At 67.8% G+C, this 20190-nt stretch carries 20 protein-coding genes and 2 tRNA genes; 6 read left to right on the top strand and 16 right to left on the bottom strand.

What is annotated here, in order from left to right:
• Window positions 1-111 precede the first annotated feature (111 nt).
• From ACIQK7_RS09495 to ACIQK7_RS09470, 6 genes are all read right to left on the bottom strand, one after another.
• Window positions 112-828, bottom strand: a complete 717-nt coding sequence (locus ACIQK7_RS09495) for a hypothetical protein (RefSeq protein ID WP_403023765.1) — start codon at window positions 826-828, stop codon at window positions 112-114.
• Window positions 825-2483: a serine/threonine-protein kinase gene (locus ACIQK7_RS09490; RefSeq protein WP_403023762.1), complete on the bottom strand. Its 1659-nt coding sequence runs from the start codon at window positions 2481-2483 to the stop codon at window positions 825-827. Before ACIQK7_RS09490 ends, ACIQK7_RS09495 begins: the two co-directional genes overlap by 4 nt.
• A complete protein-coding gene (locus ACIQK7_RS09485; RefSeq protein WP_403023759.1) occupies window positions 2483-3595 on the bottom strand; it encodes an FHA domain-containing protein in 1113 nt (370 codons plus the stop codon). Before ACIQK7_RS09485 ends, ACIQK7_RS09490 begins: the two co-directional genes overlap by 1 nt.
• 9 nt (window positions 3596-3604) lie before the next feature.
• Window positions 3605-4447, bottom strand: a complete 843-nt coding sequence (locus ACIQK7_RS09480; protein WP_403023757.1) for a PP2C family protein-serine/threonine phosphatase — start codon at window positions 4445-4447, stop codon at window positions 3605-3607.
• Window positions 4448-4507: 60 nt separating this feature from the next.
• Window positions 4508-5551 (bottom strand): TerC family protein, encoded by a 1044-nt coding sequence (locus tag ACIQK7_RS09475; RefSeq protein WP_403023755.1) that lies wholly within the window; start codon window positions 5549-5551, stop codon window positions 4508-4510.
• A 192-nt stretch (window positions 5552-5743) separates the two neighbouring features.
• A complete protein-coding gene (locus tag ACIQK7_RS09470) occupies window positions 5744-6949 on the bottom strand; it encodes an MFS transporter (protein WP_403023753.1) in 1206 nt (401 codons plus the stop codon).
• 15 nt (window positions 6950-6964) lie between these two features.
• Here ACIQK7_RS09470 and ACIQK7_RS09465 point away from each other — a divergent pair, with 15 nt between their 5' ends.
• On the top strand, window positions 6965-7660 hold the full coding sequence (locus ACIQK7_RS09465; RefSeq protein ID WP_403023752.1) for a TIGR00645 family protein: 696 nt from the start codon (window positions 6965-6967) through the stop codon (window positions 7658-7660).
• A 53-nt stretch (window positions 7661-7713) separates the two neighbouring features.
• Window positions 7714-8136, top strand: a complete 423-nt coding sequence (locus ACIQK7_RS09460; protein WP_403023750.1) for a GIY-YIG nuclease family protein — start codon at window positions 7714-7716, stop codon at window positions 8134-8136.
• A gap of 98 nt (window positions 8137-8234) precedes the next feature.
• On the opposite strand, the gene ACIQK7_RS09455 is transcribed toward ACIQK7_RS09460, so the two are convergent.
• Window positions 8235-8307 (bottom strand) — tRNA-Glu (locus ACIQK7_RS09455).
• Between the two features lie 76 nt (window positions 8308-8383).
• On the bottom strand, window positions 8384-9316 hold the full coding sequence (locus ACIQK7_RS09450; protein ID WP_403023747.1) for a diacylglycerol kinase family protein: 933 nt from the start codon (window positions 9314-9316) through the stop codon (window positions 8384-8386).
• 60 nt (window positions 9317-9376) lie between these two features.
• Here ACIQK7_RS09450 and ACIQK7_RS09445 point away from each other — a divergent pair, with 60 nt between their 5' ends.
• The gene (locus ACIQK7_RS09445) at window positions 9377-10012 is read left to right on the top strand and encodes an MBL fold metallo-hydrolase (protein ID WP_325211058.1); all 636 of its coding nucleotides are present in this window, start codon (window positions 9377-9379) and stop codon (window positions 10010-10012) included.
• Between the two features lies 1 nt (window position 10013).
• Here ACIQK7_RS09445 and ACIQK7_RS09440 read toward each other — a convergent pair whose 3' ends face one another.
• From ACIQK7_RS09440 to gltX, 7 genes are all read right to left on the bottom strand, one after another.
• On the bottom strand, window positions 10014-11297 hold the full coding sequence (locus ACIQK7_RS09440; RefSeq protein ID WP_403023744.1) for an MFS transporter: 1284 nt from the start codon (window positions 11295-11297) through the stop codon (window positions 10014-10016).
• Between the two features lie 84 nt (window positions 11298-11381).
• Window positions 11382-11609, bottom strand: a complete 228-nt coding sequence (locus ACIQK7_RS09435; protein ID WP_325211056.1) for a DUF2795 domain-containing protein — start codon at window positions 11607-11609, stop codon at window positions 11382-11384.
• 101 nt (window positions 11610-11710) lie between these two features.
• Window positions 11711-12496 carry a hypothetical protein gene (locus ACIQK7_RS09430; protein ID WP_403023742.1) on the bottom strand — a complete coding sequence of 262 codons (786 nt, stop codon included), beginning with the start codon at window positions 12494-12496 and terminating at the stop codon, window positions 11711-11713.
• Between the two features lie 246 nt (window positions 12497-12742).
• Entirely contained in the window at window positions 12743-14332 is a 1590-nt protein-coding gene (locus tag ACIQK7_RS09425; RefSeq protein ID WP_403023739.1) for an ATP-binding cassette domain-containing protein, read from the bottom strand.
• A 252-nt stretch (window positions 14333-14584) separates the two neighbouring features.
• Window positions 14585-14659 (bottom strand) — tRNA-Gln (locus ACIQK7_RS09420).
• 73 nt (window positions 14660-14732) lie between these two features.
• The gene (locus ACIQK7_RS09415) at window positions 14733-15737 is read right to left on the bottom strand and encodes an NAD(P)/FAD-dependent oxidoreductase (protein WP_403023737.1); all 1005 of its coding nucleotides are present in this window, start codon (window positions 15735-15737) and stop codon (window positions 14733-14735) included.
• Complete coding sequence (gene gltX, locus ACIQK7_RS09410; protein WP_403023736.1) at window positions 15734-17209, bottom strand: glutamate--tRNA ligase; 1476 nt, start codon at window positions 17207-17209, stop codon at window positions 15734-15736. The genes ACIQK7_RS09415 and gltX overlap by 4 nt, the downstream gene beginning before the upstream one ends.
• A gap of 57 nt (window positions 17210-17266) precedes the next feature.
• On the opposite strand from gltX, the gene ACIQK7_RS09405 reads away from it, so the two are divergent.
• The 3 genes from ACIQK7_RS09405 (at window position 17267) to ACIQK7_RS09395 (ending at window position 19297) form a co-directional block, all read left to right on the top strand.
• Window positions 17267-17515, top strand: a complete 249-nt coding sequence (locus ACIQK7_RS09405) for a hypothetical protein (RefSeq protein ID WP_325211051.1) — start codon at window positions 17267-17269, stop codon at window positions 17513-17515.
• The gene (locus tag ACIQK7_RS09400) at window positions 17512-17940 is read left to right on the top strand and encodes a TA system VapC family ribonuclease toxin (RefSeq protein ID WP_403023731.1); all 429 of its coding nucleotides are present in this window, start codon (window positions 17512-17514) and stop codon (window positions 17938-17940) included. The genes ACIQK7_RS09405 and ACIQK7_RS09400 overlap by 4 nt, the downstream gene beginning before the upstream one ends.
• Window positions 17941-18097: 157 nt before the next feature.
• Window positions 18098-19297 (top strand): MFS transporter, encoded by a 1200-nt coding sequence (locus tag ACIQK7_RS09395; RefSeq protein ID WP_403023729.1) that lies wholly within the window; start codon window positions 18098-18100, stop codon window positions 19295-19297.
• On the opposite strand, the gene ACIQK7_RS09390 is transcribed toward ACIQK7_RS09395, so the two are convergent.
• Complete coding sequence (locus tag ACIQK7_RS09390) at window positions 19294-20067, bottom strand: fumarylacetoacetate hydrolase family protein (protein WP_403023726.1); 774 nt, start codon at window positions 20065-20067, stop codon at window positions 19294-19296. The two genes, ACIQK7_RS09395 and ACIQK7_RS09390, sit on opposite strands and share 4 nt — an antisense overlap.
• Window positions 20068-20190 lie beyond the last annotated feature (123 nt).

Here is a 20190-nt window from a genome sequence, read left to right as displayed (position 1 = left end):
CATCCCCACTGTGATCACGCCAGCCGATGCGCTGAATCCTGACCTGAGTCCGAGAAACAATGTACAGCAGATGCACCCCCGAAGTGGGGCAGAGCGATGGGTACCTCTCCCCTACTGGCTCGCCGTGTGCTCCTGGTCGTTGCGATCGAGGAGGTAGAGGTCGTCGGCGCTCACGAGCCGTGTGGCCACCGCGTACTCCACGAGGCGCTGCCTGCGGTTGGTTGCGAGCTTGCCTCGCCCGCCCCGGAGCCCCGCGACGCCGACCTTGTCAAGCTTCTCGCAGACGTTGTCGAGCTTGCGGTTGAAGGTCGTGATCGACCAGTGGAGGCGCGCCGCGGCTTCCGCCGACGATGGGATCTCGCCCCGCCCGGGCGAGGACTGCCGCAGCACCTGCTCGGCGAGCGCGACGACCAGGAGGCGCTGCGAACTCGTCAGGGGAACCGGCGCGATCGTCGTGGAACCGCCCGAGCCAGCGATGGCCGAGGAGGTGTCGAAGTAGTCCGACGGCCCGTGGACCGAGAACTCGTAGGTCGTCGAGCCGGCGCTGAAGAGCACCGAGAGCTGCGGAAACACGATCGGGAGCCGCGCCCCGGGCGCGAGCCAGGCCTGCACCTGCCCCGAGGCATCCGTCACCGTCGCAGAGAGCAGCGTGCCGACGTTCGAGAGCCACCACAGGCCGAAGTCCTCGTGGATGCGCAGGAAGCGACGGTGCAGGTAGGGGTTGTCGTCAATGACGAGATCGGACTCGCGGCCGACGTGAAAGTCGGAGCCGGGGGCGATGTCGTACCACTCGCCGCAGAACTCGACGCGGAGGAGCGAGACCGTCATGAGGGGTAACACCCCGCCAGCGGGTTGGGCGAACCCTTGCCAGCGCGCACGACGCTGACCTCGACGCAGACGGGCGCATCCGACGTCCGCTCGACGGTGAACGTCTCCCCCTGCACCTGGCGCATCGGCACATCGTCACCTCGGTCGGTGCGACGCCAGATCATCCTGTCGCCGTCTTCCTCGTCTGGGTTCTTGACCGTGAAGACGACGGCACCATCGGTCGCCTGCGCCGACACGAGCTCGGGGGTCGGCACACGATCGACGACGATCGCGGACCCTCCGCCCGGGCTCGGCGACGTCGTCGGCTCGACGGGAGCGGGCGGCCCTCCGAGCACGATCCCCGCCGTCACGGCGGCCGCGACGAGTACGAGGGCGGCGGCCCCTGCCCAGAGCGCGATGCGGTTGGCCTTCGACGCCTTCGGCTGTGGTGGCACCTCGGATGCCGTCGCCGTCGTTTGAGCCGCAGGCGGCGCGGCCTGGGGCGTCGCCTGCTGGGGACGCCGCACAACGGTCTCGAGCGGCGCGTCCTCGGCGACCGGCGCCGGTGCGGCCGGCACATGGGCCGTCGGCGCCTGGGCGTGGACAGTCGTCGCCCCCCTCGCGACGGTGGCATCGTCGTCGACGAACGGAGGCTCGATGGGAGCGACCGGCTGCGCCTCGATCGTCGCCACGCCCCGCGCCCGGGTCGCATCCGCATCGTCGTCGACCTCGCGCACCGCCTCCTCGAGGTGGAGGTTGGGCACGTCGATCGTGGTCGGCGTATAGCCGAGCTCGAGTTCGACGCGCTGGAGGGCGCGGGCGAACTCGATCGCGCTCGCGAAGCGGTCCTCCCTGCGCGTTGCCATGCCCTTCATGAGCACGGCGACGAGGGAGCGCGGCACGTCATCTCGGGCCAGCGGCGTCACGGCACCGCGTTCGATCCGGCCGATGAGGTCGAGGGCGCCGTTGGAGCGCCCGCGGATCTCGAAGGGGGTGTGCCCCGCGAGAAGCGTGTAGAGCGTCGCGGCGAGCGAGAAGACGTCGGCCCTGACATCCGGCTCCGGGTCGTCCTCGAACATCTCGGCTGGCGACCACGGCACTGACATGCCGACGGAGGCGCTGCCGGTCGTGCCCGAGGTGTCACCCGTGAGCGAGTCGAGCGTCGCCGTGCTGAGCGGCAGCCCGTCGTCGAGGGCCGAGGAGATGCCGAAGTCGGTGAGGGCGGGCCAGCCGAAGTCGTTCGTCAGGATGTTCGCCGGCTTGATGTCGCGGTGCAGGATGCCCGCGCCGTGGGCCGTCGCGACGGCACCCGACACGCGGATGCCGGTGCGCAGCACGTCGACGACGGAGAGCGGTTCGCGCTTGTAGCGTTCCGCGAGGCTCGGGCCCGAGCAGTACTCCATGACAAAGTAGGGACGGTCATCAGACGCGACATCCGCGTGGAAGATCGACACGATGTACGGATGCGCCGAGAGCTGCGCCATGAGGTTCGCCTCGGCGACGAATGCGGCACGGTTGGCGGCGGTCAGCTCCTCGGTCAGCAATACCTTGACGGCGACGCGGCGCTTCGGCAGGTGCTGTTCATACAGGAACACGTCGCTGAAGCCGCCCGAACCGAGCAGCTTGACGAAGGTGTATCCGGGCAGCTCGGGGGGCGTCGATGGGGCGCGCCGCATCAGGCTCCCTCACGCAGGGTCAGGGTGACGCCTCCCCCGAGATCGACGACCGTGCCGACGATGATGGTCGTCGGTTCGCCCTGCCGAAGCTGCTGGGGGGCGCGGCCCGGCAGGATGACCTGGGTGCCGTTGCGCGAGTGCAGGTCGGTCACGACGACCGTGTCACCCTCGACCGCGAACTGCACGTGGTTGCGCGAGATGTCCTTGTCGCCCGGAATCGTGACGAGTCGCGGCAGTGCACCGCCCGACACCTTGTTGGCGCTCGGCGAGCGCCCAACGATGACGGTCTGGTCGAGCGTCTCGACCGTGCCGTTGGAGAGTTCGAGCTGCAGCGTCACCTGCTGCGGCGGTGCCTCCGGCGGGGTCGCGGATGCTGAGGCGCGGCGTTCCGCGCGCAGGCGCCGCAGGTCTCCCGCCACGATCGTCATTCCGTCGTGATCGCCCGCCGCCTGCACCTCGCCCGCAACCGCCGAATGCTCCGCGGCGTCGCTGCGGTGGATCGTCGCCCCGAGCAGTTGATCGAGATCCTGCGGCTCCGAGGCGTCGCCGAGCATATTGTCGCTCTCGTCGTCCCACACATCGGCGACCGTGGTCTCGGGGAGCGCCGCGGGTGGCGGCGGGGCGGACGTCGGTGCGGGTGCCGGCGCCGCTGAGGCGTTCGCGGAGGCGCGTTCGGCGTCGTCCTGAGCATCGGAACTGACCCGAACCGCCGTCACTGCGCCCGCGACGAGGGGAAGCGCGTCCCCCTCGGGGGCGCCGGGCAGCTCAAGTTCGAACCGAGTGTCGCGCCCGAAAAGCATCTCGCTCCAGGTCGAGACGCCCGTGCCGTCGAGCGAGCGTTCGCCCTCCTGCGAGGCCACCCGCAGCTTCGCCGGGCCACGCACGATCGCGCGCAGTTCGCTGGCATCCGACCATGCGAGAAGCGCGAAGGACGGCGTGGCCGAGAAACCCCGCTGCGTCAGGCTATCGAGGGTGCTCTGAAACCCGCCCTCGAGCGCACGCCAGAGAGCGGCCACGGGGAAGTGCTCGCTCGGCTCGACAGCGAGAAGGGTGCCAGACGCGGCGAGGGTGATCCACCCATCGCCTCCCGGTCGGTACCAGTGCTCTCTCACTCGTCGCTCCTACTTTCTGGGCCGCGTATCTTCGAGGTGCTGGGCGAGCCCGCTCTCGTTCGTGTCGTCGTGGTCTGTCGACACCGCCGCAAGCATCTGCGAGTCCACGACGATGACCGACACATTGTCGCGTCCGCCCGCGGCAAGTGCCGCCTCCACGAGGCGCTCCGCGATGGTGCTGCCGGACCCTTCCGGATCATGGCCCGCGAGAATCTGGGCGATCTGGTCGTCGGCGAGTTCGCGGCTGAGCCCGTCGGAGCACACCAGAAACGTCTGTTTGCCCGTGACGGGCAGGAGCCACACGTCGGCGTCGACCTCGTCGTGCACGCCGATCGCGCGCGTGACGACATTGCGGTGTGGGTGGTTGAGGGCTTCGAGGGCCGTGATCTGCCCCGCATCCAGGAGTTCCTGCACGGCCGAGTGGTCGACGGTCACCTGTTCGAGCGCGCGGCCATCCCAGCGGTAGACGCGGCTGTCACCAACGTTGAATACCATCCAGCGATAGCCCGACACGGTCGACACAAGGGCGAGCCCCGTCAGGGTCGTGCCGGAGACGCTGTCGTTCCCGGGCTCCCGCATGGCCATGAGCGCTTCGTTGGCCGAGGCGATCGTGGCCACGACGCTCTCGGGGCTTGGGGCGTCGACCGTGCCGAGTGTCGAACGGAAGGTCGCGACGACGGACTGACTGGCACGGTCACCGAAGGAGTGCCCTCCCATGCCGTCTGCCACAAGAAAGACGGGCGGAGCAGCGAGCAGGCTGTCTTCGTTGAGGCGACGAACGTTGCCGACGTCGCTCGCAAAGCTGAAGTCCAGGGCGAGCTCACCCTCGGGGAGCGTCACGTCGTCATCCACCCTGCTCCCACACCTCCCGCGACCGGTCACCATACGGTAGCAACGTTCGCGCGCGCACGCCTATCCGCGTCGATCGTCGCTGTCGTCCTCGTCGTCGCCGTGGAAGTTCGGCGCGCCGATCGGCATTGCAAGTGGGCTGCGGCGCAGCTTGATGAGGCTCGCGATCGTCGCGATCGCCATAGCGCCGACGATCACGCCAAGCGACATCCACGTGTTGATCACGGGGATCCACTCGATGTGCTCACCGCCGTTGATGAACGGCACCTCGTTCTCGTGGAGCGCGTGGAAGACCAGCTTGACGCCGATGAACGCGAGGATGAACGCGATGCCGTACTTGAGGTAGACGAGGCGGTCGATCAGGTCGCCGAGGAGGAAGTACAGCTGGCGCAGGCCCATGAGCGCGAAGACGTTGGCCGCGAAGACGATGAATGGGCTCTGGGTGATGCCGAAGATCGCGGGGATCGAGTCGATCGCGAAGACCAGGTCGGTCGTTCCGAGGGCGAGGAAGACGATGATGATCGGCGTGAAGACCTTCTTGCCGTCGACGACCGTGCGCACCTTGCCGCCGTCGAACTCCTCCGTGATGCGGATGCGCTTGCGAAGGAAGGCGATGATCTTGTTCTCAGACTCCTCCTCTTCTTCGTGCCCGGTGAAGGCCTGCTGCCAGGCCGTGTAGAGCAGGAAGATGCCGAAGATGTAGAAGATCCAGCTGAAGTTCTCGATCAGCGCAGCGCCGATGAGGATGAAGATCGCGCGCAGCACGAGCGCAATGATGATGCCCACCATGAGCACCTCCTGCTGGTACTTCCTCGGCACCTTGAAGCGAGACATGATGATGAGGAAGACGAAGAGGTTGTCGATGCTCAGGCTGTATTCCGTGAGCCAACCGGCGATGAACTGCCCACCGTGCTCGGCGTCACCCAGCATGAACATGAGCGCCGCGAAGATGAGCGCGAGGCTCACGTAGAAGCCGACCCAGAGCGATGACTCCTTGACGGAGGGCACGTGGGGGCGCTTGTAGGCGAGGATCAGGTCGAAGACGATGATCGCCGAGAGCACGACGAGCGAGCCGACTTCGAACCAGACAGGCAGGGCGGTTTCCATGGAGTTCCATTCGTGGGGAGGGTACGACAAAGCCCGAAAGTCTCTCCCGCACTCATACCGTGCCACCGCGCCCGGGCCAGCGTAAGTGGTGACCGTATTGACGAGCGCGATACAGGGGCGATGGCCCCCCAGGGATACTCCCCTTCGCGGCGTCAATGCTACTTGATCACAGCAGTGAGCAAGTGACGGATGTCACCGCCGCAGCCTGCGCCGTTCCCGCCCGAAGCTCACCGCCGCGATCGCAACGCCGATGAGCGCGAGCACGAGCCCGGCCCACGCGGGCGAGAGGTAGCCGAACCCGGCCGCGATCGTCGCGCCGCCGATGAATGCCCCGAGGCTGTTTCCGATGTTGAGGGCCGAATGGTTGAGGGCGGCGGCGAGGGATTTCGCCTCCCCCGCGACATCCATGAGTCGTGATTGCACGGCAGGAGAGATCGCGGATGACGCCAGCCCGACGAGAAGCGAGAACACCACCAAGCCGATCACACTGCCCGCCGTGAGAGCGAAGCCAAGGAGCGACACGATCAGGAGCGCGAAACCCGCATAGAGCGTCTTGCGCAGGTCGATGTCGGCGAGCCAGCCTCCCAGCATGTTGCCGACCGTCATGCCGATGCCGACGCCCACGAGCACCCAGGGGACTACCCCGGCGTCGAGGCCAGCGACATCCGTCACGACCGGCGCAATGTAGGAATAGACGGCGAAGAAACCGCCGAAGCCGATCGCCGCGAGCGCGATCGTCATCCACAATTGCGGGCGCCGGAACGCGCCGAGTTCGCGCCGGAACGATGCCTGCTCGTCGCCCGGCTGCAGCGGCACGGTCGCCGCGACGGCGAGGAACGTCGCCGCGAAGATGAGCGCGACCACGAGGTAGGCGCTGCGCCAGCCAGCGACCTGCCCGAGCCAGGTGATCGAGGGCACGCCCACGACGTTCGCGATCGTGAGACCGCTCAGCACGAGTGCGACACCCTTGCCCCTGTTGCCCGGCCCCATGATGTCGGCGGCAACGATCGAGGCGATGCCGAAGTAGGCGCCGTGGGGCAGCGCGGCGACGAAGCGTGCCACGAGCACGAGCCCGAAGCTCGAGAGGAGGGCGGATGCGACGGTGCCGATGGTGAATGCGGCCAGCAGGAACAGCAACAGCCGTTTGCGCGGCAGGTGCGCTGTCGAGGCCGCGATCGTGGGAGCCCCGACGACGACGCCGAGGGCGTAGGCGCTGATGAGCCACCCCGCCTGCGCGATTCCCTCCTCAGGCGAGGCCGCATAGAGCTCGGGGAGCAGATCTGCTGCGAGGTTCGGCAGCAGGCCCATGGCCACGAATTCGGTCGCGCCGATGCCGAAACCGCCGAGCGCAAGGGAGAGGAGCGCGAGCCTACGGCGCGCGGGAGAGAGTTGTTGCACATTTAGAATCGTCGCATGACAGAACCCCGAAACTTCCGCCCGCAGAGTCCATGGGTTTCGGGAGTCGGGTACCTCATCTTCTTCAGCCGTTGGCTGCAGGCCCCGCTCTACCTCGGGCTCATCATCGCCCAGGTCGTCTACGTGATCGTGTTCATGGTCGAGCTGTGGCATCTCGCCGACCACGTACTCAGCGACATGGCGCACATCGATGAGGCCATCATCATGCTCGGCGTGCTGGGCCTGATCGACGTGGTCATGATCGCGAACCTGCTCATCATGGTGATCATCGGCGGCTACGAGACCTTCGTCTCAAAGATCAAGCTCGACGGGCACCCCGACCAGCCGGAGTGGCTCTCGCACGTCAACGCGAACGTGCTCAAGGTCAAGCTCGCCATGGCCATCATCGGCATCTCGTCGATCCACCTCCTCAAGACCTTCATCGAGGTCGCCGACCTCGGCAGCGACACCGAGAGCGTCACGGGCAACGTCTACACGGAGTCAGGCGTGCTGTGGCAGGTCGTCATCCACATGGTGTTCATCGTGTCGGCCGTCGCCCTCGCGTGGATCGACAAGATCTCGCACGGGCACCTGACCCCGTCGTCGCAGCAGCGCCCTGGCACGCTGGAACCGGTCGGCCCGACCATGGTCGAGGAGCGCGAAGCCCAGGCCCGTCGCTACGAGGAACTGGCGCGAGAACTGCGACAGAGCTGAGCAAGCGCTCGCCGCGCATCGGTGTCGCCAGCTGAGCGTAGGCTCGCCCGGTGATGACCCGAGGGACGATGCCCGGCCCGTGCAACCTCTGCGGCGCCGACAGCGGGGAACAGGCGGACGGCGCCTGGTTCTGCCTGGTGTGCGGGTGGCGCTACGGAGACGCTCCGGACCCTGAGCTCCCGCTCCCCCGCATCGATGTCGTCTATTACCTGCGCTTCGACCGCAGGGTGAAGATCGGCACCAGCGCGCATCCGCGGCGACGCCTCGCCGCCATCCGCCATGAGGAACTGCTCGCCTTTGAGCGAGGAGACCGCCGACTCGAGCAGCAGCGGCACCGCGAGTTCGCCGGATGCCGCGAAGGTGGCGAGTGGTTCACGCTGACGCCGGAGCTCGCCGCGCACATCGACCGGCTGCGCACGGAAGGCGAGCCATGGACCCTGTACGCCCGGTGGTTCAGCGCGGAGCTGCGCGGCTGACGGGCACAAGACATGGCATCGCGCCGCCTGGAGCAGGCTGACACCGGCCGCCTTAACAAGAAGAAACCCCCGGCTTGAGACCGGGGGTTTCTTGCCTGTGACCCCAGCGGGATTCGAACCCGCGTTACCGCCGTGAGAGGGCGGCGTACTAGGCCGCTATACGATGGGGCCGTGTCAGCTCGGGCATTCCTGTCCGGGCCTCAAAGAGTATGGCATACGGCGGGGCCGTCGCCAAACCGAGATCGCATCACTTTGCGGGATGCGGGGCGAAGACCCGAAGCGCGCCCGGCACCACCTCCACGTCGAGGGGCAGATGCCCTAGCCGTTCGCCGTCCGCGTAGGCAATGACCGCGCCGGGCCCCGCCTCGGCATCGAGTCGTAGCCGCTTGGCGCGCACTATGGTCACGGCGTCGTTCGTCACATGGTTCCCCGCGAACACCCGCGGAAACAGCCGCACGAAACGCGCTTTCGTCATCGGAGCGACGAGGAAGAGGTCAAGCATTCCGTCATCGAGCTCCGCCTGCGGTGTGATCTTCATCCCGCCGCCGAACGAGGTGCCGTTGGCGACTGCTGCCAACATCGCCCTTCGAGACAGCACCACCCCGTCGACCACCAACCGGTAGGCGATCGGCCTGAACCGCAGCAGCTCCCACGCGATCGCGAGCGTGTAGCGGCGGGGGCCTCGCGGCCAACGCATGCGATTTGCGCGCTCATTCACGATCGCATCGAAGCCGGCAGACAGCACCCCGACGAACCAGCGCTCGGAACCGTCGGCCCGCGTGACACGACCAGCGTCGATCGTGCGCGGATCGCGATCAAGGGCGTCCACGAGCATCCGCACCGCCGCGTCGCTGTCGTCGACCGGGATGCCGAGTCCGCGCGCGGTGTCGTTGCCGGTGCCTGCAGGGATGACAGCCATCGGGATGCCCGTCCCCGCGACCAGGTTGGCACCGAGACTCACCATCCCATCGCCGCCCACCACTACGAGCGCGTCGGCACCGGCGGCGAGTTCCGCACCCGCGGCCAAGCGCAGGGCCTCGAAGGACTCCGCGATGAGCGGGAACACGTCATGACCCGCCGCGAAGAGTGCTGCGACAATGCCTGGGGCCGCGCTGGCCGCAGCACCATAGTCTGCGCTTGGATTGATGGCGACGACCACGCGTCGACGAGGCGTCGTCATTTTACTGACGATAGCGGAACGGCACTCCCGTGCACGCATGCAACGCCTTAGGCTCGCAGCATGCGCATCACGAAACGCGAACACGCATGCCTCGTCGTCGAGGATCAGGGTGAACAGCTCGTCATCGACCCGGGCAGCTTCACTGCCCCACTCGAGGGACTCGACTCGCTCGTCGCGGTCGTTGTCACGCACGAGCATCCAGACCACTGGACGCCCGAACACCTCGAACGCCTTCGCTCCATGAGAGCCGATGTGCCGATCTACGGGCCCGCCGGCGTGGCTGCCGCGGCGGAGGGCTTCGACGTGCAGGTCGTCGCCGACGGCGACGAGGTCACGGTCGGCAACTTCACCCTGAGCTTTCACGGCAAGGAGCACGCCGTCATCCATCGCTCGCTGCCGATCGTCGACAACGTCGGCGTCTTCGTCAACGACACCCTTTACTACGGCGGGGACTCGTACACGGTGCCGCCCAAGCCCGTCGAGGTGCTCGCGGCACCGGCGGGCGCGCCCTGGCTGAAGATCGGCGAGGCGATGGACTACCTCGCGGAGGTCGCACCCAAGCACGCATTCCCGACACACCAAGTGCCGCTCTCGACGATCGGCCAGAACATGGCGAACCAGCGGCTGTCTGGCGTCACAGAAGAGGGCGGCGGCACCTACCACGTGCTGGAGCCGGGCGACACGCTCGACGCCTGACTCACGCCTCCACGGGAGCGTCGACCGCCGCCAGCGAGCGCCTCGATGACGGGATCGAGAAGATCGCGAGCAGCGTCGCCACGAGCAGCAGCCCTGCGAACACGATGACGACCCGCTCCGACCAGACGTCGGCGAGGGGGCCGAAAATCACCATGGACAGGGGCATCGCCGTCGCCATGACGATGCCGACGAAGCCGAAGACGCGACCCTGCATCTCGGGTTCGACGCGCTCCTGCAGGATCGTCATGGTGGGCGCGTTCATGAGGCTGTAGGTGGCTGCGACGAGGGCACCGACGATGCAGAGCAGCAGGAGGTTCGGCGCGATGCCGAGTGCTGCCGTCAGTACTGCTGATGCAAGCAGGGAGAGCACGACGAAGAGCACACGGCGACGGATGCGCGGCCCGAGCACCGACACCAATGCGCCCGCGGCCAGGAAGCCGACTCCCCAGGCGAGCTCGTTCACCGTGAGCTTCCACACCTCATCACCAAACTCCCGCACGACGAGCAGGGGCGTGAGGTAGCCGGGGGCGCCCGTCAGGAGCATGACGAGCGCGAACAGGGCCGTGAGCCACTTCACCGAGGGGTTCGAGGCGATGTAGCGCACACCCGCGACCAGGTCGCCCAAGTAGCTGACCTTCTCCTCCTCGCTGCGCGTGATCGTCGGAACGCGGATGAACGCCAGCAGGCCGACCCCGATGAGCGCCGTCGTCGCGTCGATGAAGAAGACGGCGACGATGTCCATGCTCGCGTAGATGACGGCGGCCATCGCGGGCGCGAGCAGCATCATCCCCGCCTGCACCGTCTGGAACATGCCATTGACCCGCATGAGCTGCGAGGTGGGAGTGATCTGCGGAATCATCGCGGTCACGGCCGGCGTCTGGATGCCAGCGAAGAACGAGCGCACCGCGAGGGCCGTGTAGATGACCCACAGCGAGTCCACGCCGCTCACCATGAGGAATGCAAGGCCGAGCGTCGCGACCGCGATGGCCGTATCCGCGCCCATGATGAGCAGTTTGCGATTGTGCCGGTCGGCCCACACGCCGCCAAAGATCGACACGACCGCCTGCGGCAGCATCCCGAACACGAGGCTCAGCATGAGCACCGTGCCCGACCCGGTGAGGATCGTGAGATGCCACATGACCGCGTACATGACGAGCATCGAGCCGAGCAGCGAGATCGTCTGCCCCGAGAGGAAGATCGCGACGTCGCGCTTCCATCCCGGCCGTTCAGCCGGTATGTCGTCGTGCTGTGCCTGGGAGGTCGTGCCCTCCTGCGCGGAATCCATGCGAGCGATTATCCGCCTCACGGCACGGCAGCGATAGTTTCGGCCGACGAAATTCTTCGCGAATCCCGTCGGCCGCAACCTGGCTCAGGCGGTGACGGGCACGCGATCCTTCGCGGTCGAATGCCCCGAAGCGGATGCGAGCGCCTGGCACACCTGCCACGCACCGTCGTATGAGCCGTCGGGCAGGTTCTCAAGCCAGCGGCCGAGGCGACGGTCAACGAAGTCGGTGCGCGCGAGGCGCACGATGTCGTCGCGAGTTGCCGGGAAATCGATGGCCGAGAGGACGCCCGTGAGGGTGTGGATCGAGTTCATCAGTCTGCCTTTCTCGACGGACGGGCTGGACCGGTGCCCGTACTGATGAAGTTAGGCACGAAACTGCGAAACGGGTAGCCCTCCGGCCAAAGAAAAGCGGATCAGTACCAGCCGACCGCCTGCGACTTGCCCCAGGCCCCGCACGGTGTTCCGTACGCGCGCTTGATGTAGTCGAGGCCCCAGCTGATCTGCGTCGCCGGGTTGGTCTGCCAGTCGGCGCCGTGCGTCGCCATCTTCGAGCCAGGAAGCGACTGCGGGATGCCCGTGGCCCCGCTCGAGGGGTTGAGCGCGTCCCAGCGCCAGCCCGACTCCTTCTGCCAGAGGTTCACGAGGCAGCTCGCCTGGTCGGCGCCCCAGCCGTAGCGCTGCGCCATGACCTCGCGTGCGTGCGCCTGGGCGCCAGCGGGGGTCGCAAGCGCCGCAGCAGCCTGCGCTGCCCGCTCGGCCGCGAGGCGGTCCGCCTCGGCGACGGCAGCCTGCACTGCGGGAATCGTGGCTTCGACCGAACCGACGAGGCTCACGACCTCGACGGTCTCGAGCACCTCGTGCTGGGCGAGGGAGGCGACGGATGCGGCGAGCGCCGAGGCATCCGCCTTTCCATCGGCGGCGGCGATCACGGGAGTGGCCGATTCGATCGCCTGCTGCGCCTCCTCAGCCAGGCGCTGTTCAACGACGGCGTCGATCTTCTCATCGCGGAGTGAGGCCTTGAGCTCGTTAGCCGCCTTCTCACCTGCGGCGATGCGCTCCTCGAACTCGGCTGCCGAGGCCTGGATGGTCGCGCCCGTGCCGAGCATGGCGCCGAGCGCGAGGACGGCGCCCGTGATGATCAGGCCGGGGCGGGTGCGGGAGGGAACGCGGTCAGAGATCTGCGCAGTGTTGAGAGGCATAGTTCTTTCGGGTGGGAACGCGGGGCGTTCGAGAGATCGGGTGGCGCCGTCAGATGGGCGCATACGGACGATCTACCGTCGGAAACGAGGCTGGGTGTTCCCCGTGAGTCCACCTCGGGTTCCCCGACCGGTCCACCCCCCGAGTGCCGCCGCACGCCCACCAACTCGCCGAATGGCGGTCCACCGAGGCACGCCGACCTCAGGAAACAACCCGGGGATTCACACGGAACGGCCAGCACGGTGTGCTTATAGCGCGATTTCCCTCAGCACTCCCCCGTGTTCGAGCCGCAGTTCTCGCTGCACCGCGGCACGACCGAGGAAGTCCCGGTCGTGGCTGATCACCAGGAGCGCGCCCCGATAGGCGGCGAGCGCGTCCACGAGTTGACCCACGCTGTGCAGGTCGAGATTGTTGCTCGGCTCATCCAGCACGATCAGCTGCGGCGGCGGTTCGGCGAGCAGGATGCGCGCGATCGCCGCCCTGAAGCGCTCACCACCCGACAGCGTGGCGACGGGCCGGTCGACCGTGTCGCCGCGGAGCAGCAGGCGGGCGAGGCGGTTGCGCAGCTCTGCCTCTGGCACGCTGGGAGCCGCGGCAGCGACGGCCTGAAGCACGGAGGCGTCTTCCTTGAGATCGTCAAGGCCCTGCCCCAGGAGCGCGATGCGCTGAGTGTGCGCGAGCGCGGCATCCGCATCGCCCGTGAGCAGCGCACGCGCGAGCGTCGACTTGCCCACGCCGTTTGCTCCCGTGAGTGCGATGCGTTCCGGGCCTTGCACGATGAACTCCCGGCCATCGCTGCTGCGGAGGGTCGCGAGTTGACGGCCGTTCGCGACGCCGGGGTCTGGCAGCTCGATGCGGATGCGGTCGTCGTCGCGCACGAGTCGCCCCGCCGCCTCGACTCCACCCCGCGCCTCGGCGACCTTCGCCGCGTGGAGGTTGCGCCGGGCACCCTGCGACTTCTCGGCGGAGTTCCGTCGATCGTTGATGACGGCCCCGACGAACTTACGGTCGCGCTTGTCCTTGCGCCCCTGTCGCTCGCTGTGGGCGATGCGCTCCTCCACGCGGATGCGCTGCAGCCTCTCTCGGCGCAAGTCCTGTTCGGCACTCGCGAGGGCACGCTGGGCGGCGAGCTGTTCGGCCTCGACGTGGGCGCGGTAGGCGGACCACGGCCCGCCGAACGTCGTGATGGTGCCCGCCCGAAGCTCGGCCGTCGCATCCATGAGCTCGAGCAGCCCGACATCGTGGCTCACGACAATGAGCGCGCCTCGCCAGCCAGTGACCGCGTCATAGACGATCTCGCGGGCCGCCTCGTCGAGGTTGTTCGTGGGCTCGTCGAGCAGGGTGATGGCGGCGCGCCGGAGGGTCACGCCGGCAAGCGCGGCCGCGACCGCCTCCCCTCCCGAGAGTGTGTCGGCGGAGCGATCCAACGAGCGGATGCCGAGGCCGCGGGCCGAGAGCTCCGCGAGTGCGCGCTCCTCGATGTCCCAGTCGTCGCCGATCGCCTCGAACACCTCGGCGCTCGCGTCACCGCCCTCGAGGGCACGCAGCGCTGCCAGCGGACGATCGACGCCGAGGAGTTGCGCGACCGTCGTGCCCGCGGCATCCGTGATCCGCTGTGGGAGGTAGGCGACATCGCCGACGGTGCTGATGCTGCCGCCCGTCGGCGCGAGCTCGCCGGCGATGAGCCGCAGGAGCGTGGACTTGCCGGCGCCATTGAGGCCGGTCAGGCCCGTGCGGCCACTGCCGAAGGCACCATTCAGGGCGTCAAGGATGCGTGTGCCGTCGGGCCACGCGAAGCTCAGTTCGTGCAGCGCGACGGAAGGAATTGGTGAGGGCATGCGGGTCTCCGGTGTCAGTGGGATCGCTGACACAGGCGCGCACGCGCGACGAGGTCAGCGGGGGTGGGTGGAGACCCGGTTCCTCATCGCGTGATCCTTCTCGTCATGCCCCTCTCACGTGCGGATGGGCCCGCAGGGCTCCGACAGTCTCGCACAGGGGGCGTCGAAACTTCCAGCATCGCGAGGCAGGTGCGCCCCGGCCCAGGAGTCGTCGGGAAAACAAAAAACCCGCGGAACTCCGCGGGTTTCGTATGGCTGGGGTACCTGGACTCGAACCAAGAACAACGGTACCAGAAACCGTCGTGTTGCCAATTACACCATACCCCAATGGTTCCAACCGAAGCCGGCACCGAGGGACCACTTTACCCTACTCCGGGCCGTGGCACGAACCGAGCGGGACTCAGCGACGGTGCGCGGTCGGGATGCCGATGAGGTCGCGGTTGATGGTTGCCGCAACCCGGCCCCCGGCCCCCGCCGCCACGATGAGCTGCTGGGGCCCCGGCGACGTGATGTCACCGGCGGCGTACACGCCCGCGTGGCTCGTGCGTCCGCCGCGATCCACCTCGAGCAGGCCCCACCCGTCGGCCGCGAGGTCGAGGGACGCCGCGAACTCAAGCTGTGCGTGCCACTTGGGCCGCACGAAGCCGCCCGAGACCGGCACGACCTCACCATCCTGCAGCCTCACGCCCGTCACGCCGTCGCGGCCCCCCTCGACATCCGCGATGGGGCGACGATCGATGCGCACGCCCCGCTCGGAGAGCGCCGCCTCCTGCCCGGGCGTGATCGCGTCGGAACCGTTCGTGAAGACCGTGAGGTGGTCGCTCCATTGCGCGATGAGCATGGCCCGCCACGCGACATCCGAGGTCTCGCCGATGAGCGCGATGGGCCGATCGCTGTATTCGTAGCCATCGCACGCGACGCAGCTGAAGAGGCCCATGCCATAGAAGGAACGGATGCTCGGCAGCGCCGGCAACTCCTCGCGCAGCCCCGTCGCAATCAGCACGGTCGCGGTGCGCACCTGGCGATCCGGTGCGCCATTGATGCCCTTCGCCGTGACTTCGAAGAGGCCGGTCGACCCCGTCGTGTGGGTCTCGGTACTGAAGACGTGCTCCCCCGGCTCGGCGAGGGCGGTCACGGATGTCACGCGCGCGAGCTGGTGCTCCGCCTCCGGGTACGACAGGTACTCCTCGCGCCCCATGCGGCGCAGCTCGTGCGGGGGCGTGTTGTCGCGGGTGAGGAAGCCGTGCGAGATGAGGGTCGCCGAGTGCCGGGGACGGTTGCCGTCGAGCACGAGCACGCGCCGACGCGCCCGGATGAGGTTGAGTGCTGCGCTGAGCCCCGCAGGGCCCGCGCCGATAACGACGACGTCGTAGTCGTCGGGCTGGCGCTCCAGCACGGCGTTCACAGCCGTGCGGCGAGCCTCTGCAGGCGCGCCAGCGTGCTCTGCTTGCCGAGCAGTTCCATCGACTCGAAGAGCGGCGGACTGATGCGGCGACCCGAGATCGCCGTGCGCAGGGCGCCGAAGGCGTTGCGGGGCTTGAGGCCCATGCCGTCGATCAAGGCTGCGCGCAGGGCGGCCTCGATCGGCTCGTGCGTCCAGGTCCCGAGGGCAGTGAGCGCCTCGATGGATGCCGCGAGCACGGCCGCGCCCTCATCGCCGGGCATCGCGTTCGCGTCGTACTCGATCGCGTCGTCCGCCGTGAAGAGAAACGCGAGCAGTCCGCGAGCCTCGCCCAGCAGCTGCATCCGCTCCTGCACGAGCGGGGCCGCCTTGGAGAGCATGACGCGGTCCTCGCCGCTGTTGACGAGGTCGGTGAGGTAGGGCAGCAGTCGCTCCGCGAAATCGTGCGGCTCGAGCATCCGGATGTGGTCGCCGTTGATCGACTCGGCCTTCTTCTGGTCGAAGCGGGCCGGGTTGGGGTTCACCTGGGTCACGTCGAACGCCGCCACCATCTCGTCGATCGTGAACACATCGCGGTCGTGCGACAGCGACCAGCCGAGGAGGGCGAGGTAGTTGAGCAGACCCTCGGGGATGAAGCCGCGGTCGCGGTGGTGGAACAGGTTCGACTCCGGGTCGCGCTTCGAGAGCTTCTTGTTGCCCTCCCCCATGACGAAGGGCAGGTGGCCGAACTGCGGGATCGCGTCTGTCACGCCGATCTCGATCAGCGCCGAGTAGAGGGCGATCTGTCGCGGCGTGCTGCTCAGCAGGTCTTCACCGCGCAGCACGTGCGTGATGCCCATGAGGGCGTCATCGACCGGGTTGACGAAGGTGTAGAGCGGGATTCCGTTGGGCCGCACCACGACGAAGTCGGTGAAGCTGCCCGCCGGGAAGAGGATGTCGCCGCGCACCAGGTCGTGGAAGCCGAGGTCGTGGTCGGGCACGCGCAGGCGCAGGGCGGGCTGGCGGCCCTCCGCGCGGTAGGCCGCACGCTGCTCCTCCGTCAGGTCGCGCTCGAAGTTGTCGTAGCCCTGCTTGGGGTCGCGGCCGTTCGCGATGTTGCGCGCCTCGATCTCCTCCCCCGTCGCAAAGGACTCGTAGAGGTGGCCCGACTCCTTCAGCTTCTCGATGATCCCCTGGTAGATCTCACTGCGCTGGGACTGGCGGTACGGCTCGTGCGGCCCGCCGACGTCGATGCCCTCGTCCCAGTCGATCTTGAGCCACCTCAGGGCGTCAAGGAGCTGCAGGTAGCTCTCCTCGCTGTCGCGCGAGGCATCCGTGTCTTCGATGCGGAAGATCAGCTTGCCGCCGTGGTGCCGCGCGAATGCCCAGTTGAAGAGCGCCGTGCGAATCAGGCCGACGTGGGGCGTGCCCGTCGGGGACGGGCAGAAGCGAACGCGCACATCGGCGCCGGATGCGGTGGAGAAGAGAGCAGACATTGCGGCAATTCTAGGCCCACTCCGGGGTGATGCAGGTGATGCGCTAGAATTGACATCATGCGCACCACGCTCTCAATCGACGACGCTCTCCTCACGAGAGCCAAACGGCGCGCTGCCCAGCGGGGCCAGACCCTTGGGCAGTATGTCGAAGAGGCGGTACGTCGAGACCTTGTGTCGGTGGAGCAGCCCTCTCCCGCGCCCACACTGCCGACCTTCACCCGGGGCACTGGCCTTCGCCGGGGGCTCAACCCGTCCTCGAACCGTGCGCTCTATGACGCGCTCGACGCGAGCGGCGACACCGCGTGATCGTCCTCGACGTCAACGTTGTGCTCGCGGCATTCCGTGCCGACCACCCGCACCACGACGCCGCCCGCCCATGGCTCGAGAAAGAACTCTCTGCAGGGACCACTCTTGTGGTCCCCGACCTGGTGTGGGTCGGCTTCGTCAGGCTTGTCACCAACACCCACATCTTCGAGGTTCCATCCACGCCCGCTGAGGCGTTCGAGTTCATCGACGCGCTGTGTTCCGCTCCGTCCTACACGCCCGTCGCAGGCATGGACGGCGACCTCAGTGTCTTCCGCCAGACCGTGCTGGAGTCAGACTCCTGGGGCAACCTGATTCCAGATGCCTACATCGCAGCGTTGGCCACCAGCCATGCCGCACCGGTCGCGAGTTTCGATCGCGACTTCCGTCGCTTCGACGGGCTGGAGATCATCATCCCGGCCGCCTGATCCACCTATGACCTTGCGCCTCCACGGGGCTGGCGGGCGTAGTCCCGACGATGCGCTCGCATCAAGAGCCAGATGCCGAGGAACAGGTCGGCCACCGCGGGCAATACGAAACCTCCGACTGCCAGGAGCCGCGAGCGGAAGCGCTAGCCTTCCTTGGATGCTCCTCCCAATCGGCCGCTCCGGCGCCAATCGACGCAGGCCACGCTCGAACTCCGAATCCGTCTTGCGCGTCCCAGGGATGCTGCTCCTCCTGGCGATGACGGTGTTCAGCTTCACGGGCTTCGCCGCATTGCTCCCCGTCGCCCCACTGTGGGCGACCCACGGCGGCGCGGACTCCGTGGGGGCCGGTCTCGTCAACGGCGTGCTGATGCTCTTCACCGTGCTCACACAGCTGCTCGTTCCGCGAGCGCTCCGGCGATTCGGCTGGACGCCCGTGCTCGTCACCGGCGCACTCTTCCTCGGACTGCCCACCGCCGCCTTCCTCCTGAGCGACCAACTGCTGCCCATCCTCGCCGTCTCCGCACTGCGCGGTGTGGGCTTCGGGGTCGCGACCGTGACGGGCAGCGCCCTCGTCGCCGAGCTGGTCGAACCGGCCCGTCGCGGCGCAGCCATCGGCGCCTACGGCCTCGCGATCGCCGGGCCGCAGGTGCTCTTCGTCTCCGCCGGCCCGTGGATAGTGGAGCAGTTCGGCTTCGCACCGATCTTCGCGCTCGGGCTCGTCCCCGTGCTCAGCGCGCTCCCCGCCGTGCTCCTCGGGCGGCGCCTCGACCACGTTCCGGATGCGACGGAGCGCGCCCCTTACCATCTCCTCCTTCGCCCCATGGCACTCCTGCTCGCGGTCACCCTCGCCGGCGGCGCACTCATCACCTTCATGGCGCAGATGAGTGACAGTGCGGCCTTGAGCGCCGTCGCGCTCCTCGTGCTGACCCTCGCCGCCGCGGTCTCCCGCTGGCGCGTCGGCGCGCTCTCCGACCGATTCGGAGCAGCTCGCTTCCTCAGCCCATTCGTGCTGGTGACGATCGCCGGACTCCTCGTGATCGCCTGGTCGGTGCGTGACGCGAACGCGACGCACGCCGCCGCCCTGCTCCTCGGTGCGGCGCTCGTCGGCATCAGCTACGGCGGGCTGCAGAACCTCACGCTCGTGCTCTCGTTCCAGGCCGTGAGCCGCCCCCACTATGGGTCCGCGAGTGCCGTCTGGAACATCGGCTTCGATCTCGGCACCGGCGTGGGGTCCGTGCTCATCGGCATGATCGCTGCGGGCGCATCCTTCAGCGTCGCACTCGTGGTCGCGGCAGGCTTTTCGCTCCTGACCCTCCCGCTGACCGTGCTGCGGCTGCGGGCGACTCGAGACCGCTAGGCGCGGTTGCGCGCCGGGTTGCTGAGGGTGCCGATGCCCTCGATCGTGATGTCGACCGTCTGACCGTCGACGAAGCCGCCGAGACCAGCCGGGGTGCCCGTGAGGATGAGGTCGCCTGGCAGCAGGGTCCAGACATCCGAGATGTATTCGATCAGTTCCGGGATGCCGTGCAGCAGGTCGCGGGTGTTGCCGTTGCGGCGCGGCTCACCGTCGACGAAGGTCTCGATCTGGAGGTTCGAGGGGTCGATCTCGGTCTCGATGACCGGGCCGATGGGGCAGAAGGTGTCGTAGCCCTTCGCGCGGGCCCACTGGCCGTCGGCGAACATCTGGTCGCGCGCGGAGATGTCGTTCGCGATCGTGTACCCGAAGATGTAGTCCTTGGCGTTCTCTGCCTTGACCTGCTTGGCGATGCGGCCGATCACGACCGCCAGCTCGCCCTCGTGCACGATGCGACCCTCGACGGGCGGGATCTGGATCGTCTCACCCGGGCCGATGATGGAGGTGTTGGGCTTGAGGAAGATGAGCGGGTTGCTCGGGGCGGAGATCGTGTCCATCTCAGCCTTGTGCTCCGCATAGTTGAGGCCGACACAGACGACCTTCGAGCGCGGGATCACGGGTGCGAGCAGGCGCACATCGGCGAGCGGAACGCGCTCCCCCGTCGTCTCGTAGCCTGCGAACATGGGGTCGCCCGCCAGTACGACGAGTTCTCCGTCATCGACGATTCCGTAGCGGGGGTCATTGTCTGCAGAGCTGAAACGCGCGATTTTCACCTATCGAGTCTAACCCTCTGCAAACGCTTGCAGACCCGGATCCGGTGCAGGTACTGGCGCATCCCTGCGGTCTTTGCCATGCTGTGACCACGACTTCACAAGCAATGGCGCGGAATGGAGCGA

This window comes from Salinibacterium sp. GXW1014 (assembly GCF_044769865.1).
Classification (GTDB): domain Bacteria; phylum Actinomycetota; class Actinomycetes; order Actinomycetales; family Microbacteriaceae; genus Homoserinimonas.
The sequence above is the reverse complement of the archived record's forward strand: the minus strand, read 5'-3'. Positions and strand labels throughout refer to the sequence as shown.

Bases quoted from the DNA above. Each gene is read 5' to 3' on its own strand.
- ACIQK7_RS09445 (WP_325211058.1), top strand. From the start codon at position 9,377: ATGCGCATCACGAAACGCGAACACGCATGCCTCGTCGTCGAGGATCAG.
- ACIQK7_RS09440 (WP_403023744.1), bottom strand. From the start codon at position 11,297: ATGGATTCCGCGCAGGAGGGCACGACCTCCCAGGCACAGCACGACGAC.
- ACIQK7_RS09430 (WP_403023742.1), bottom strand. From the start codon at position 12,496: ATGCCTCTCAACACTGCGCAGATCTCTGACCGCGTTCCCTCCCGCACC.
- ACIQK7_RS09490 (WP_403023762.1), bottom strand. From the start codon at position 2,483: ATGCGGCGCGCCCCATCGACGCCCCCCGAGCTGCCCGGATACACCTTC.
- ACIQK7_RS09495 (WP_403023765.1), bottom strand. From the start codon at position 828: ATGACGGTCTCGCTCCTCCGCGTCGAGTTCTGCGGCGAGTGGTACGAC.
- ACIQK7_RS09465 (WP_403023752.1), top strand. From the start codon at position 6,965: ATGACAGAACCCCGAAACTTCCGCCCGCAGAGTCCATGGGTTTCGGGA.
- ACIQK7_RS09475 (WP_403023755.1), bottom strand. From the start codon at position 5,551: ATGGAAACCGCCCTGCCTGTCTGGTTCGAAGTCGGCTCGCTCGTCGTG.
- ACIQK7_RS09405 (WP_325211051.1), top strand. From the start codon at position 17,267: ATGCGCACCACGCTCTCAATCGACGACGCTCTCCTCACGAGAGCCAAA.
- ACIQK7_RS09425 (WP_403023739.1), bottom strand. From the start codon at position 14,332: ATGCCCTCACCAATTCCTTCCGTCGCGCTGCACGAACTGAGCTTCGCG.
- gltX (WP_403023736.1), bottom strand. From the start codon at position 17,209: ATGTCTGCTCTCTTCTCCACCGCATCCGGCGCCGATGTGCGCGTTCGC.
- ACIQK7_RS09395 (WP_403023729.1), top strand. From the start codon at position 18,098: ATGCTCCTCCCAATCGGCCGCTCCGGCGCCAATCGACGCAGGCCACGC.
- ACIQK7_RS09450 (WP_403023747.1), bottom strand. From the start codon at position 9,316: ATGACGACGCCTCGTCGACGCGTGGTCGTCGCCATCAATCCAAGCGCA.
- ACIQK7_RS09435 (WP_325211056.1), bottom strand. From the start codon at position 11,609: ATGAACTCGATCCACACCCTCACGGGCGTCCTCTCGGCCATCGATTTC.
- ACIQK7_RS09460 (WP_403023750.1), top strand. From the start codon at position 7,714: ATGACCCGAGGGACGATGCCCGGCCCGTGCAACCTCTGCGGCGCCGAC.